Source organism: Mycobacterium sp. E2497 (assembly GCF_001668695.1).
GTDB lineage: Bacteria > Actinomycetota > Actinomycetes > Mycobacteriales > Mycobacteriaceae > Mycobacterium.
Genome location: NZ_LZKD01000037.1, coordinates 21,547 through 34,103, shown reverse-complemented (window position 1 = coordinate 34,103; position 12,557 = coordinate 21,547). Strand labels below are relative to the sequence as shown.

The 12,557-nt window shown below is 68.2% G+C and carries 11 protein-coding genes and 1 pseudogene; 6 read left to right on the top strand and 6 right to left on the bottom strand.

Going from position 1 to position 12,557, the window contains the following annotated elements; translation table 11 throughout:
• A pseudogene (locus tag A5713_RS02990) lies at positions 1-158 on the top strand (carboxymuconolactone decarboxylase family protein); the annotation flags it as partial.
• Here the strand turns inward: A5713_RS02990 and A5713_RS02985 are convergent.
• A complete protein-coding gene (locus tag A5713_RS02985) occupies positions 130-1,032 on the bottom strand; it encodes a sigma-70 family RNA polymerase sigma factor (protein ID WP_067918226.1) in 903 nt (300 codons plus the stop codon). The pseudogene A5713_RS02990 and the gene A5713_RS02985 overlap by 29 nt on opposite strands.
• 17 nt (positions 1,033-1,049) lie before the next feature.
• On the opposite strand from A5713_RS02985, the gene A5713_RS02980 reads away from it, so the two are divergent.
• Complete coding sequence (locus A5713_RS02980; protein WP_082972742.1) at positions 1,050-2,414, top strand: aspartate aminotransferase family protein; 1,365 nt, start codon at positions 1,050-1,052, stop codon at positions 2,412-2,414.
• Here A5713_RS02980 and A5713_RS02975 read toward each other — a convergent pair.
• Positions 2,411-2,635 carry a hypothetical protein gene (locus A5713_RS02975; protein ID WP_067918236.1) on the bottom strand — a complete coding sequence of 75 codons (225 nt, stop codon included), beginning with the start codon at positions 2,633-2,635 and terminating at the stop codon, positions 2,411-2,413. The two genes, A5713_RS02980 and A5713_RS02975, sit on opposite strands and share 4 nt — an antisense overlap.
• A gap of 228 nt (positions 2,636-2,863) precedes the next feature.
• Here A5713_RS02975 and A5713_RS02970 point away from each other — a divergent pair, with 228 nt between their 5' ends.
• Complete coding sequence (locus A5713_RS02970; protein WP_068092324.1) at positions 2,864-4,114, top strand: D-alanyl-D-alanine carboxypeptidase family protein; 1,251 nt, start codon at positions 2,864-2,866, stop codon at positions 4,112-4,114.
• A gap of 18 nt (positions 4,115-4,132) precedes the next feature.
• Here the strand turns inward: A5713_RS02970 and A5713_RS02965 are convergent, their stop codons facing one another.
• Entirely contained in the window at positions 4,133-5,158 is a 1,026-nt protein-coding gene (locus tag A5713_RS02965) for a TQO small subunit DoxD (RefSeq protein WP_068092323.1), read from the bottom strand.
• A gap of 663 nt (positions 5,159-5,821) precedes the next feature.
• On the opposite strand from A5713_RS02965, the gene A5713_RS02960 reads away from it, so the two are divergent.
• Positions 5,822-7,156 (top strand): sugar porter family MFS transporter, encoded by a 1,335-nt coding sequence (locus tag A5713_RS02960; protein ID WP_068092320.1) that lies wholly within the window; start codon positions 5,822-5,824, stop codon positions 7,154-7,156.
• Positions 7,150-8,271 carry an N-acetylglucosamine-6-phosphate deacetylase gene (gene nagA, locus A5713_RS02955; RefSeq protein WP_068092317.1) on the top strand — a complete coding sequence of 374 codons (1,122 nt, stop codon included), beginning with the start codon at positions 7,150-7,152 and terminating at the stop codon, positions 8,269-8,271. The genes A5713_RS02960 and nagA overlap by 7 nt, the downstream gene beginning before the upstream one ends.
• Here nagA and yhjD read toward each other — a convergent pair.
• Positions 8,268-9,296 (bottom strand): inner membrane protein YhjD, encoded by a 1,029-nt coding sequence (gene yhjD / locus A5713_RS02950; RefSeq protein ID WP_067918212.1) that lies wholly within the window; start codon positions 9,294-9,296, stop codon positions 8,268-8,270. The genes nagA and yhjD overlap by 4 nt on opposite strands.
• A 7-nt stretch (positions 9,297-9,303) precedes the next feature.
• Complete coding sequence (gene trpS, locus A5713_RS02945) at positions 9,304-10,323, bottom strand: tryptophan--tRNA ligase (RefSeq protein ID WP_068092315.1); 1,020 nt, start codon at positions 10,321-10,323, stop codon at positions 9,304-9,306.
• A gap of 212 nt (positions 10,324-10,535) precedes the next feature.
• Between trpS and A5713_RS02940 the strand changes: the two genes are divergently transcribed.
• Complete coding sequence (locus A5713_RS02940; RefSeq protein ID WP_067918235.1) at positions 10,536-11,333, top strand: alpha/beta fold hydrolase; 798 nt, start codon at positions 10,536-10,538, stop codon at positions 11,331-11,333.
• Here A5713_RS02940 and A5713_RS02935 read toward each other — a convergent pair.
• A complete protein-coding gene (locus A5713_RS02935; protein ID WP_067918209.1) occupies positions 11,326-12,555 on the bottom strand; it encodes an NADP-dependent isocitrate dehydrogenase in 1,230 nt (409 codons plus the stop codon). The two genes, A5713_RS02940 and A5713_RS02935, sit on opposite strands and share 8 nt — an antisense overlap.
• Positions 12,556-12,557: the final 2 nt, after the last annotated feature.

Sequence of the window (12,557 nt, the reverse complement as noted above, 5' to 3'; positions counted from 1 at the left end):
TCGGCGACGCCGGGGTGATCGAGCTGACGTACCAGATCGGCGTGGAGAACATGCGGGCCCGGATGAACACGGCGCTGGGCATCACCGAACAGGGCTTCAACTCCGGCGACGCCTGCCGCGTGCCGTGGGCTAGCGAGGCCGCAGCGGAGAGCCGGTGAACTTGTCCGGGTTGGCGATATCCCACAGCGCACAGACCTTTCCGTCGCGCACGGTCAGCGCCGTGATCCGCGGCAGCATTTCCCGGTATCCGCCGGACGCCGGACAGCCCGCGGTGTAGATGCCGAGTTCGCCGTTGACCAGCCCCAGCTGATACGAGGTGAACATCGCCGGTCCGTAGCGCTGCGCCAGGCCCAGCATGAACCGGACCACCTTGTCCGGGCCGTGGATGACCTGAACGGCCGTGGGCGCCTTGCCATTCGAATCGCCGGTGAACGTGACGTCGGGATGGAGCAGCGAGACCACGGTGTCCAGGTCGCCGGCGGCCATGGCGGCCATCAGCCGGCCGACCACCTCGTCGTGCGACGGGTCGGGCTTGGGTGGCGGCTGGGCCGCAACCGCCTTGCGGGCCCGCGAGGCCAGCTGACGGGCGCCGGCCTCGGTGGTGCCGAGCACGCCCGCCACCTCGGCGAAGGGCACCGCGAACCCGTCGTGCAGGACGAACGCGACCCGCTGATCCGGCGACAGACGTTCCAGCACCACCATCGCCGCGAACCGGGCGTCCTCGCGGGAAACCACGGCCGACAACGGATCGGCGCCGCCGAGGCCGGTGACCACCGGCTCGGGCAGCCAGTTGCCGGTGTAGGTCTCGCGCCGGTGTGCGGCCGAGCGCAACTTGTCCAGCGCCAGCCGGCTCACCACGGTGGTCAGCCAGGCCCGCAGGTCGGTGATGTCGGCGTCCTGTCCGTCCCAGCGCAGCCAGGCGTCCTGCACGATGTCCTCGGCGTCGGCCACCGTGCCGACGAGCCGGTACGCGACCGCCATGAGGTGCGGCCGCAGGGCTTCGAATTGTGAGACCTGTTCGGTCCCGGTCATATCGCGAGCCTAGCGCGGTGACGGCGAGCGTTAGGCTAACGGTCGACATGACAGAACACCTGTGGCTGCACTTCGCCCGGCACGGCGCCGGCATCACGCCGCCGGTCATCGTCCGCGGCGACGGCGTGACCATCTTCGACGACCGCGGCAAGAGCTACCTCGACGCGCTGTCCGGGTTGTTCACGGTGCAGGTCGGCCACGGCCGCGCCGAGCTCGCCGAGGTCGCCGCGCGGCAGGCGAGCACGCTGGCGTACTTCCCGCTGTGGGGGTACGCGCACCCCTCCGCGGTCGAGCTGGCCGAGCGCCTCGCGCATTACGCCCCGGGGGACCTGAACCGGGTGTTCTTCACCACCGGCGGGACCGAGGCCGTCGAGACCGCATGGAAGCTGGCCAAGCAGTACTTCAAGCTGACCGGCAAACCCGGTAAGCACAAAGTGATTTCGCGGTCGATCGCCTACCACGGCACCACCCAGGGCGCCCTGGCGATCACCGGCCTGCCGTCATACAAGGCACCGTTCGAACCGGTGACCCCGGGCGGCTTCCGGGTGCCCAACACGAACTTCTACCGCGCACCGGAGCCGTTCGCGGACGACCCGAAAGCGTTCGGGCAATGGGCCGCCGACCGGATCGCCGAGGCGATCGAGTTCGAAGGCCCGGCGACGGTCGCCGCGGTGTTCCTGGAGCCGGTGCAGAATGCGGGCGGGGCCATCCCGCCTCCCCCCGGCTATTTCGAACGGGTGCGCCAGATCTGCGACTCCTACGACGTGCTAGTGGTCTCCGACGAGGTGATCTGCGCGTTCGGCCGGATCGGATCGATGTTCGCCTGTGACGACTTCGGCTACGTGCCCGACATGATCACCTGCGCCAAGGGCCTGACGTCGGGATATTCACCGCTGGGCGCGATGATCGCCAGCGAGAGGCTCTTCGAGCCGTTCAACGACGGCGCCACCGTCTTTCCGCACGGCTATACCTTTGGCGGACACCCGGTTTCGACGGCCGTGGCGCTGGCCAACCTCGACATCTTCGAGCGCGAGGGCCTCAACGACCGGGTCAGCCAACACGCGCCCGCCTTCCGCGCCACGCTGGAGAAGCTCTACGACCTGCCCATCGTCGGCGACGTCCGCGGCGAGGGCTATTTCTACGGCATCGAACTGGTCAAGGACAAGGCGACCAAGGAAACGTTCAGCGATGCCGAGTGCGAACGGCTGTTGCACGGCTACGTCTCGCCCGCACTGTTCGAGGCGGGCCTGTACTGCCGCGCCGACGACCGCGGCGATCCCGTCGTGCAGGTGGCGCCCCCGCTGATCAGCGGTCAGGCGGAGTTCGACACCATCGAATCTGTTTTGCGGGACGTGCTCGGGGAGGCTTCTCGGCGGCTTTAGGCGCGCTTCACCGCGTCGGCGGCGATCAAAACCTCCCGGGAATGCGCCGCCGTCGGGCTGGCGGCCATCCGCGATACCGAGTTGCACAGCCAGGTGAGCGCCTCCCGCAGGCCGGCGTCGGACGCCGCGTCACGGTGCTGCCGCAACTCGGCGAGCACGCCCTCGAGGCCGGAGCGGCGGACCTGCGTCGCCTTCTCGACCTCCTTGAGCAGCTGTGGCAGCGCTCGCGGTGCGTCGCGGTCCCGCCGCCGGCGGAACCAGAATCGATCGTTGGGAATGGCGGGGCCCTCGCGGTTCGGCGGGAAGATTCGGCGCCGTCGCGGCGACGGCATGCCCAGCGTAGTGGCTTGCCCGCGTTCCCGCCGCCCGGCGACGTCGCAACTTCCGTCTCACCAGCCACAGCGCGGCTCCCCCGAATCGGCCCGTCGATCGCCTAGTCTGCACAAGCAATGAACTTCCTACGCCCCGCATCGTGCCTGGCAGTGGCCGTTTTCCTGATCGCCGCTCCGGTGACGCTGGCCGCCCCCGCCGCGCTGCCGGTCGGAAGGGCCGAGCCCGGCGCCGAGCCCAACGCCGCGCCCGCGAACTGCCCGTTCAAGGTGAACACCCCGCCCGCGGTGGACTCGTCGGAGGTGCCCCAGGCCGGCGACCCGCCGATCCCGCTGGCGGTGCCCCCCAAGCCGGTCGGCGGCGAGGCGCTGGGCAGCTGCGGGATCGTCGCCGCCCCCGATACGCCGCCGCTGCCCACCGATGTCTCCGCCGACGCATGGTTGGTGGCGGACCTGGACAGCGGTGCGGTGATCGCCGCCAAGGACCCGCACGGCCGTCACCGCCCCGCCAGCATCATCAAGGTCTTGGTCGCGATGGCGTCCATCAACGCGCTCAACCTGAACAAGTCGGTTCCCGGCACCGCCGAGGACGCGGCCGCCGAGGGCACCAAGGTCGGCGTCGAAGAGGGCGGCGTGTTCACCGTCAACCAGCTGCTGCACGGCCTGCTGATGCACTCCGGCAACGACGCCGCGCACGCGCTGGCCATGCAACTCGGCGGCATGCAGCAGGCGGTGGAGAAGATCAACGTGCTCGCCGCCAAGCTCGGCGGCAAGGACACCCGGGTGGCGACGCCGTCCGGCCTGGACGGGCCGGGCATGAGCACCTCGGCCTACGACATCAGCCTGTTCTATCGGTACGCCTGGCAGAACCCGACTTTCGCCGACATCGTCGCCACGCGGACGTTCGATTTCCCCGGCCACGGCGACCACCCCGGCTACGAGTTGGAAAACGACAACCAGCTGCTCTACAAGTACCCGGGCGCGCTGGGCGGCAAGACCGGCTACACCGACGACGCCGGCCAGACGTTCGTCGGTGCGGCCAACCACAACGGCCGGCGGCTCATGACGGTGCTGCTGCACGGGACGCGGCAGCCGATCGCCCCGTGGGAGCAGGCGGCCCACCTGCTGGACTACGGATTCAGCACGCCGCAGGGCACCCAGGTCGGCAACCTGATCGAGCCCGATCCCTCGCTGGCGCCCGCCAAACGCGACAGCGCCGCCGACCGGCAGGCCAGCGGCGCCCAGGCCGCGGGGCTCCTCCCCTCGGCGGACGCGTTGCCCATCCGGGTGGGCGTCGCCGTCATCGGAGCCATCGTCGTGTTCAGTTTGATCATGGTCGCACGCTCGATGAACCGCCGGCCCCAACACTGAGTCGGGGCCGGCGGAAGGTCACCCTCCGGTGACCGGTATTTGCCAGCGGACGCCGCTCACGTCGGTGAGGGTAAGGGCGTAACTCCGATTCTTGTCAATTGCGACGGCCCCGGTGTTGAGCGAGATCCGGGCTTTGGCTCCCAACGGTATGACCAGGCCGCACGTCCCCGGTTTCACCGCCGCCACATGGTAATTGACGATGTCGCTCTTGGGCAGCTGGCTCAGCTGTGGCCCGGCAATTTTCAAGATCGTCTTACCGTCATCGACTAGAGCGACACTGACCAGGAACGAGCCGTACACGTCCACGCCTTCGGTCCGATAGACGGTAAACCGCAAACCACCGTCCGTGATACTGGCGTCGGATATCTCGACCACCGGTTTGATCGATTTGTTGTGCAGCGGTCCATAGACACCGCCATGGAAATACTGGTTGGTCACCAGCGTTACTGCGAGCACCGCAGCCGCCCCGATGACGACGGCCCGCTTGCTGACCGTCGATTCACCCGAAGCGAGCCAGGTAAACCGCTTGCTCCGGGTGAAGCTCAAGCCCTTGCGCCTCAGCAGGGCATCGACCGAGTACTCACCGCCACCGCCGAGCAAGAACGCGACGCCGGACGCGATACCCAGAATTCCGATCTGCCATTCATCGAGACAGGTGGTGCCCAGCCACCCCGCGCTCAGCAGAATGCCGAAAGCCAGCAGCATGGCGCTCGCACCCATTGCCCGGGTGAATATCCCGAGCATGAGACACAATCCGACGAGCGCTTCCACCATCGTGAACGCAATCATGGACCATTTCAAAATATCCGGGTGCAGCACAAGGTAATTTATGACCGGCTTGATGCCCAGCGCGTTGGGGAGGAAATTGTTGAACTTCTCTCCGACATAGCCGGCGGCGCTGGGGTCCAGCTTGTCGGCGAGAATTGCCCGGCGCCAAAATGCCGAGAAATATGTCCAGCCGACAACAAGCCGAAGCGGAAGGAGAATGAGCGCGGCTGACGAGCTTTGGGTGCTGGGCGAAACAGCGAGACCTTGATTTTGCATTGAATGTGCCATCCTTTAAAACAACGAACATGATCATGGAAATGGATGGCCGAAGGAATTGGCGAGCTCTGTCCGCGGTGGCGAGAGCAGCATTTCCCTCCGGCGACGAGGTCTTCCTCAGCGCCGGAGCAAGCAGAGCAGATGAAGGCGAGCACGTCCGCCGAAAACACGCGGACCGTGCGTAGATTGTGGCGGAGGTGCTCTGGCGGTCCTCCCGGAGACATCGATCCCCTGGGTAACGCCGACCGCGGGCGTGCTCCGTGAGTCATCGGTTCCGGACGCCGAACCACTCGCAACGAGGGTGAAATCGCCGCCGCGGCACAGCTCGCCGGGGGTGGCCTTGTGCTGCGTCGACGCGGCGCGCGTGTGCTCAATGAGCTGCTCACCGACGGGGATCGCCGCCCGTGCGGATTCATGATGCACCGCAGCGACGGTGGTCAAAGCTCCGAGCGTGCGCGGGCAGTGCGTGAGAGCAAGCGGCGCCAGAAGGGCGATAGCCGCGACTGCCGCCCAGCGCAGTCCTCGAAGTCGATTCAGCCGCACGATCTAGAGATCCCGCGGTCCGAGGCGCACGCGGCCCAAGATAGCACCGGCGCCGGGGGACGCGGGCGGGTCCGGGTTTCTGCCGAATAGGCGCGGGGCCGCGACACTAGACTCACCGAGATGACTGATGCCCGGCGGGGATTGCGGGTCGGATTGACTGCCGCCAGCATCGGCGTCATCTACGGCTACGACCTGTCCATCATCGCCGGCGCGCAGCTCTACGTCACCGAGGACTTCGGCCTGTCGACGCGGCAACAGGAACTGCTGACGACGATGGTGGTGCTCGGCCAGATCGGCGGGGCGCTCGGTGCGGGCGTGCTGGCCAACGCGATCGGGCGCAAGAAGTCGGTGGTGCTGCTGCTGGTCGCCTACGCGGCGTTCGCCCTGCTGGGTGCGCTCTCGGTCTCGCTGCCGATGCTGTTGGCGGCCCGGCTCCTGCTGGGCCTGACCCTCGGCGTGGCAGTGGTGGTGGTGCCGGTGTACGTGGCGGAGTCGGCCCCGACGGCGGTGCGCGGCTCGCTGCTGACCGCCTACCAACTGGCCATCGTCAGCGGACTCATCGTGGGCTACCTGACCGGGTACCTGCTGGCCGGCACCCACAGCTGGCGGTGGATGCTGGGACTGGCCACCGTGCCCGCAATGCTGTTGTTGCCGTTGCTGATTCGCGCGCCCGACACGGCGCGGTGGTACGTGCTCAAGGGCCGGCCCGACGAGGCCCGCCGGGCGTTGCTTCGCGTGGAGCCCGACGCCCGGGTCGACGAGGAGCTCGCCGAGATCGGCCGCGCGCTGAGCGAAGGGAGCGGCGGCTGGTCGGAGATGCTGCGCCCGCCGTATTCGCGGGCCACCGCCTTCGTGATCACGCTCGGCTTCCTGATCCAGATCACCGGGATCAACGCGATCATCTATTACAGCCCACGGATTTTCCAGGCGATGGGCTTCACGGGCAATTTCGCGCTGCTGGCGCTGCCGGCCCTGGTCCAGGTCGCCGGGTTGGCCGCCGTGGGCGCGTCGCTGCTGCTCGTCGACCGGGTGGGCCGGCGCCCAATTCTGCTGTCCGGCATCGCGATGATGGTCGCCGCCGACGCCGTGTTGATGGCGGTGTTCGGGCGGGGCCTTGGGGGCGCGGCACTCGGCTTCGCCGGGATACTGTTGTTCATCGTCGGCTACACCATGGGTTTCGGCTCCCTGGGCTGGGTGTACGCCAGCGAGAGCTTCCCGTCCCGGCTGCGGTCCATCGGGTCGAGCACCATGCTCACCTCGAACCTGGTGGCCAACGCGATCGTCGCCGCCGTGTTTCTCACCATGCTGCATTCCCTTGGCGGCGCAGGCACTTTCGCGGTGTTCGCCGCCCTGGCGGTGATCGCGTTCGTCGTCGTGTACCGCTATGCGCCGGAGACCAAGGGGCGCCAGCTGGAGGAGATCCGGCACTTCTGGGAGAACGGCGGCCGATGGTAGTCATCGCCGCGGGCACCATGGTGCTCGAGGAGCAGGTCGCCCGGCCGGGCTGGCTGGAAACGGGCGACGGGCAGATCCTGGCCTGCGGCGCGGGCACCCCGCCCGGCCCGGCCGACGCCGAATTTCCCGGCGGCACCGTGGTGCCCGGCTTTGTCGACATGCACGTGCACGGCGGCGGCGGGGACTCCTACACCGACCGTGACGGGATTGCCGGTGCGGCGGATTTCCACCTGCGGCACGGCACCACCACGACGCTCGGCAGCCTGGTGACCGCCTCGCCCGCGGAGTTGCTCTCCGGGGTGCGCGCGCTCGCCGACGCCAGCCGGCGCGGCACCGTCGCGGGCATCCACCTGGAGGGGCCGTGGCTGAGCCGGGCCCGCTGCGGGGCGCACGACCCCGCCCTATTGCGCGACCCGGACCCCGCCGAGATCGACGCCGTGCTCGACGCCGGCGGCGGCGCGATCCGGATGGTCACGCTGGCCCCCGAGCTGCCCGGGGCCGACGAGGCGATCCGGCGCTTCCTCGACGCCGGAGTCGTTGTGGCGGTGGGGCATACGGACGCCACTTATGAGCAGGCCGAACATGCCATCGCACTGGGCGCGACGGTCGGCACCCACCTGTTCAACGCGATGCCGCCGCTGCATCACCGCGAGCCCGGGCCGGCGCTCGCCCTGCTGCGCCACCCGGGGGTCACCGTCGAGCTGATCGCCGACGGCGTGCACGTGCACCCGGCCGTCGTGCGCGCGGTGATCGAGGCCGCGGGGCCCGGCCGGGTCGCGCTGATCACCGACGCCACCGCCGCGGCCGGGTGCGGCGATGGCACGTGTCGCCTCGGCGCGGTGACCGTCGACGTCGTGTCCGGTGTGGCGCGGGTGCGCGGGGCGTCGACGATTGCCGGCAGCACCGCCACCATGGACCAAATCTTTCGCGCCGTGAATGCCGCTGCGGGGCCGGCCATCGCGGCGCAGACGACGTCGGCGACACCTGCGCGGGCCCTCGGGATCGAACGGGTGGGCAGTCTGTGCGCCGGCTACGCCGCCGATCTTGTTGTGCTGGACGGTGATCTGCGGGTGGCCGCGGTCATGGTGGCCGGCCGCTGGCGGGTGGGCGGCTAGCGCAGCCATCGCGTGACGCGGGAGAGGGCCAGCGCCCCAACGGCTCCCAACGCCATCGCGGTCAGCGTCTGACGCGTGCTGATGCCCTCGTCCAGTTGCACGCGCGGGGCGATGATCGCCGGCGCGGGCGGGGCGACGTGACGGAAGCGCGGGTGACCGGATGCCGTCGCCGCCCATGCCGTGCAGAAGAGCACGAGGTACGCGGTGATGTAAGCGAACACCATCAGACCCAGCACCGGGCCGAAGGTGGCGCCCGCGGGGCTGCGCAGGACCACCCGCAAATAGATCGAGGCCACCTGTTTGAACACTTCGAAGCCGATCGCCGCCAACAGCGCGCCGCGCGCCGAATCGGCCACGCTGACTTTCTCGCGTGGCAGCCGGGCGATCATCCAGGCGAACAGCAGCCAGGACACCGCCGTCGAGATCACGATCGACAGCGCTGTGAACAACCAGTCGAATACCAGAAGCTGCGGTATGCCAAGCCATTTCAGCAAGGCCGACATCGGTGCCTCATGGCCCAGGGTGGTCAGGCCGATGGTCGCCATGGTCACCGCGAAGGTGCCCACCATGGCCAACAGGTCGGAGAACTTGTTGTGCACGAAGCCCGGCGACTCGATGCGGTCGTCCCACCACATCTCGGTCAACGCCTGGCGCAGATGTGACATCCAGCCCAGACCGGCCCAGAGGGCCGTGGCCAGGCCAATGACACCCACCGATGCCCGCGCGTGGATCGCCGAGTTCATCAGGTCCAGCAGCTGATCTCCCAGGGCGCCGGTCACCTGGGACCGGATGTGGTCGTCGATCGTTCTCAACAGTTCCGGCCGTCGGACCAGGATGAACCCGAAGGCCGCGAAACCGACCATCAGCAAAGGGAATAGCGCGAAGATCGTGTAATAGGTGAGCCCGGCGGCGAAGAACCCGCCGTTGCGGTCGTCGAAACGCTGGTAGGCGCGGATGACATGGTCGAGCCACGCGTGCCGGTCCCGTAGCCGATCGAGGACGCCCGCCTTCGCCGGCTCGCTCATGGTGAACTCATCCCCGTTGCGGAAGAAACCCGAGGCGATCGTAGACCCGCCGGACGGTCTTGCCGGCGACGTCCTCGGCCCGCTGCGCGCCGACCGCCAGTACCGCCTCCAATTCGGCCGGGTCGGCCAGCAATTCGTCGACGCGGGCCTTGATCGGGCCGACGAACGCGACGACCGCATCGGCGGTGTCCTTCTTCAGGTCGCCGTAACCCCGTCCGGCGTAACCCTCCACCAGCTTGTCGATGCCGACGCCGGTGACCGCGGACTGGATGGTCAGCAGATTCGACACCCCCGGCTTGGCGTCGGCGTCGAACCGGATCTCGCGCTCGCTGTCGGTGACGGCCGAGCGGATCTTCTTGGCCGACGCGGCGGGCTCGTCGAGCAGGTTGATCAGTCCGGTATCGGCGGCCGCGGATTTGCTCATCTTCGACGTCGGGTCCTGCAGGTCGTAGATCTTGGCGGTGACCTTCGGGATGAGCAGGTCCGGCACCACGAACGTGTCGGGGAACCGGCTGTTGAACCGCTGCGCCACGTCGCGCGCCAGCTCGAGATGCTGACGCTGGTCCTCGCCCACCGGCACCAGCTCGGCGTCGTAGGCCAGGACGTCGGCGGCCTGCAACACCGGATAGGTGAACAGGCCCACGGTGGTCGAGTCGCCGCCCTGGCGGGCCGACTTGTCCTTGAACTGCGTCATCCGCGAGGCCTGCCCGAAGCCGGTGAAGCAGCCCAGCACCCAGGCGAGCTGGGAGTGGGCGGGCACGTGGCTCTGTACGAAGATCGTGCTGCGGGCGGGGTCGATGCCCAGCGCCAGGTATTGGGCGGCCGTCACCAGGGTCCGGCGGCGCAGCGCCTCGGGGTCCTGCGGGATGGTGATGGCGTGCAGGTCGACCACGCAGAAGAAGGGGTCGTGATCGTCCTGCAGCGCCACCCACTGGGTGATGGCACCCAACGCGTTCCCCAGGTGGAGCGAGTCGGAAGTGGGCTGCACGCCGGAGAAAATCCGGCGGGATCCGGTAGCGGTGCTCATGATGCACCGATCTTTTCACGCGGCCCGCTGGCGCCGAGTCCCCGGCCAGCCGGGCGCTCGCCTTCGAGTTCCCGGCCCGCCGGGCGCTCGCGCTGCGCCTCGCTTGCGGTACCGGCGGTACCGCCTTTAATGTCGGCGGTATGGGGAGCAAGAGGATCAACAGCAACACGGGGACCCGGCCACCGATCCGCCTCGGCTCGGGGGAGCCGGTGCTGTTGCTGCATCCGTTCCTGCTGTCACAGGCGGTGTGGGAGGACGTCGCCCAGCGGTTGGCCGGCACCGGGCGCTACGAGGTGTTCGCCCCGACGATGGCCGGCCACAACGGCGGCCCCTCCGCGGGCACCTGGTTCCTGTCCTCGGCGGTCCTGGCAGACCACGTGGAACAGCAGATGGACGAGCTGGGCTGGGACACCGCCCACATCGTGGGCAACTCGCTGGGCGGCTGGGTGGCGTTCGAACTCGAGCGGCGCGGGCGGGCGCGCAGCGTCATGGGCATCGCCCCGGCCGGCGGTTGGACGCGCTGGAGCCCGGCCAAGTTCGAGGTGATCGCCAAGTTCATCCTGGGCATTCCGCTGCTGGTGCTGGCCTGGCTGTTCGGCCCGAAGGTGATGCGCCTGCCGTTCAGCCGGCAGCTGGCCACCTACGCGATCAGCGCGCGGCCCGACGGGGTCACCGAGGAGCAGCTGCTCGGCTGCATCGACGACGTCGCCCACTGCCCTGCGTATTTCCAGCTGCTGGTCAAGTCGCTGCTGCTGCACGGCCTGCGGGAGCTGGCCGAGAACGCCGTCCCGGCGCACCTGGTGATCTGCGAAAAAGACCGGATCGTGCCCGCACCCAGGTTCAGCAGGCATTTCACCACCCACCTGCCCGACGACCACCAGGTCACCGAGCTCGACGGCGTAGGGCACATCCCGATGTTCGAGGCGCCGGAGCGCGTGGCCGAACTGATCACCGAGTTCCTCGACGAGTGCAGCGCGGCGACCCGGGGCGCCAACCCATCGGCTAGCTGACCAGCTTCTTTTCCAGGTTCTCGGCGATCGAGTTGAGGAACTCCTCGCTCTGCTGCCATTCCTGCTCGGGCCCGATCAGGATGGCCAGGTCCTTGGTCATCTTCCCGCTCTCGACCGTCGCGACCACCACGTCCTCCAGCGTCTGCGCGAACTCGATCACCTCCGGGGTGTCGTCGAGCTTGCCGCGGTGCTGCAGCCCCCGCGTCCAGGCGAAGATCGAGGCGATCGGGTTCGTCGAGGTCGGCTTGCCGGCCTGGTATTGGCGGAAGTGCCGGGTGACGGTGCCGTGCGCGGCCTCGGCCTCGACCGTCTTGCCGTCGGCGGTCATCAGCACCGAGGTCATCAGCCCCAGCGAGCCGTAGCCCTGGGCGACCAGGTCGGACTGGACGTCGCCGTCGTAGTTCTTGCAGGCCCACACGTAGCCGCCCTCCCACTTCAGGCAGGCGGCGACCATGTCGTCGATCAGCCGGTGCTCGTAGGTCAGCCCCTCGGCCTCGAACTTGTCCTTGAACTCCTCGTCGTAGATGCGCTGGAACTCGTCTTTGAACATGCCGTCGTAGGCCTTGAGGATGGTGTTCTTGGTGGACAGGTACACCGGCCACTTGGCGTTGAGACCGTACGCCAGCGAGGCGCGCGCGAAGTCGCGGACGGATTCCTTGAAGTTGTACATCCCCATCACGACGCCGCCGTCGTCGGGAATGGACACCACCTCGTGGACCATCGGCTCGCTGCCGTCCGAGGGCGTGAACGTGATCGAGACGGTGCCCGGCTTGTCGACCTTGAAGTTGGTCGCCCGGTACTGGTCGCCGAAGGCGTGGCGGCCGATGACGATCGGCTTGGTCCAGCCCGGCACCAGCCGCGGCACGTTCGAGATGACGATCGGCTCGCGAAAGATGGTGCCACCCAAGATGTTCCGGATTGTCCCGTTGGGCGACAGCCACATCTTCTTGAGGTTGAATTCGGAGACGCGCGCCTCGTCGGGGGTGATGGTGGCGCACTTGACCCCGACGCCGTGCTTCTTGATGGCGTACGCGGCGTCGATGGTCACCTGGTCGTTGGTGCGGTCGCGGTTTTCGATGCCGAGGTCGTAGTACTCGAGGTTGATGTCCAGATGCGGCAGGATCAGCAGGTCCTTGATGAACTTCCAGATGACGCGGGTCATCTCGTCACCGTCGAGCTCGACGACCGGCCCTTTGACCTTGATCTTCTGTTCGCCTGCCATAT

Bases quoted from the DNA above. Each gene is read 5' to 3' on its own strand.
- A5713_RS02985 (WP_067918226.1), bottom strand. From the start codon at position 1,032: ATGACCGGGACCGAACAGGTCTCACAATTCGAAGCCCTGCGGCCGCAC.
- A5713_RS02970 (WP_068092324.1), top strand. From the start codon at position 2,864: ATGAACTTCCTACGCCCCGCATCGTGCCTGGCAGTGGCCGTTTTCCTG.
- A5713_RS02965 (WP_068092323.1), bottom strand. From the start codon at position 5,158: ATGCAAAATCAAGGTCTCGCTGTTTCGCCCAGCACCCAAAGCTCGTCA.
- A5713_RS02960 (WP_068092320.1), top strand. From the start codon at position 5,822: ATGACTGATGCCCGGCGGGGATTGCGGGTCGGATTGACTGCCGCCAGC.
- nagA (WP_068092317.1), top strand. From the start codon at position 7,150: ATGGTAGTCATCGCCGCGGGCACCATGGTGCTCGAGGAGCAGGTCGCC.
- yhjD (WP_067918212.1), bottom strand. From the start codon at position 9,296: ATGAGCGAGCCGGCGAAGGCGGGCGTCCTCGATCGGCTACGGGACCGG.
- trpS (WP_068092315.1), bottom strand. From the start codon at position 10,323: ATGAGCACCGCTACCGGATCCCGCCGGATTTTCTCCGGCGTGCAGCCC.
- A5713_RS02935 (WP_067918209.1), bottom strand. From the start codon at position 12,555: ATGGCAGGCGAACAGAAGATCAAGGTCAAAGGGCCGGTCGTCGAGCTC.